This window comes from Vibrio sp. Vb0598 (genome assembly GCF_033338935.1).
In the GTDB taxonomy this organism is placed as follows: domain Bacteria; phylum Pseudomonadota; class Gammaproteobacteria; order Enterobacterales; family Vibrionaceae; genus Vibrio; species Vibrio alginolyticus.
In genome coordinates this window covers 1-1,284 of the sequence record NZ_JAWOTP010000151.1, presented here as the reverse complement: position 1 = coordinate 1,284, position 1,284 = coordinate 1, and the positions used below count along the sequence as shown (strand labels likewise).

The 1,284-nt window shown below is 48.4% G+C and carries 1 protein-coding gene and 1 pseudogene; both read left to right on the top strand.

The genetic code is table 11. The features are described 5' to 3' along the window. Window positions 1-536 (top strand): annotated as a pseudogene (gene vscP / locus R7Q38_RS23660) (type III secretion system needle length determinant VscP); the annotation flags it as partial. Continuing rightward, the coding region (gene vscQ, locus R7Q38_RS23655; protein ID WP_318114502.1) for a SctQ family type III secretion system cytoplasmic ring protein VscQ at window positions 512-1,284 on the top strand (773 nt) is incomplete at its 3' end. The pseudogene vscP and the gene vscQ, both read left to right, overlap by 25 nt.

The window sequence follows — 1,284 nt, the reverse complement described above, 5'->3', positions numbered from 1 at the left end:
ATGATGAACATCCCAAAGCGAGCAAGGCTGAGCGCACATTGCTAGATAAAGCCATGCTGGATTCAGAAAAAAGCAATGACAAGCCGCCGCATCAACCAGTCACGACACCGATTACTCAAGGCGATGTGATTTTGAAAGGCATCTCGACCCCACAACCTACTCAACCAACTCGTGAAGTCAGCCAACTGATTCAGCAATTGGTGGATAAAGTGTACGTGGCGCTACCAACAGCATCGAATGAGAAAGAAGTACGATTGTTTCTAAGCGAGGGCCAACTCAAAGGTGGCGAAATCCACATCAAGTTAGATTCGCAAGGTTATAGCGTGACGATTCGACAAGAGCATGCGCTTTCCATCATCAATCAACAAGCAAGGCAAGATCTGGCAGAGCGTTTAAACCGCATGGGCTTTGAACAGCCGTTGCGCGTCTCGATCAGCGAGCAGACGTCGCAGCACGGTCACACACAGCAAGATCAACAACAATCACGCCAACAACGTAGCGTTTATGAAGAATGGCAACCCGAGGCGGATCAATGAAATTAACCATCCCAACAGTCGATGCCGAGAGCATTGCGCGGACCAATCAGCGCTGCGCTAAACAATGCCACTTTCAAGGACGTGACGAGCACAGCATCTCAATAACCGCATCGCAAAAACCGGAATTTTCTGGCTACCGCTTGACCACTCTGGTTGGTGGACAAACCATTCAAGTCGATTTTTGTTCCGCGCAACTGCAGCAATGGCTTCACTCAACTTTGAATGCGACAGCGTTTGAATCTCTCCCAAACTCGTTGCAGTTAGCTCTGCTCAGTACGCAGATTGAGCCTCATGCTGACGCGTTCAAACGCCTATTTGGTCAGTTACCGATCCTCAGCAAATTACAACCGCTGGAACAAAGCGAAACGCAGCGCAATACCTTAATGCTGACGCTAAACAAACCGAGCGCATCACTTTGTTTGTGGGTAAGTGAAGGTCAAAGCGTTTTAGTTGATGCGCTGCCGCCATGCTCGTCGCAACTGACTCAGCATATTGCCCTTCCTGTCTGGCTAAGCCTTGGCAAAACGCATCTGGACTTAAATCACTTCCATTCGTTAGAGCTTGGAGACGTGATCTTTTTTGACCAATGCTACATCGCCCAGCAACAAGCGATTTTTCAGGTATCCAATAAGAATCTGTGGCGTTGCCAGCTTGAAGACAACACCCTATACATCATTGAGAAAGAAACCAACATGAATGACGTAAACACATCCGAAACACTCACAGACCACCAGCAACTGCCTGTGGA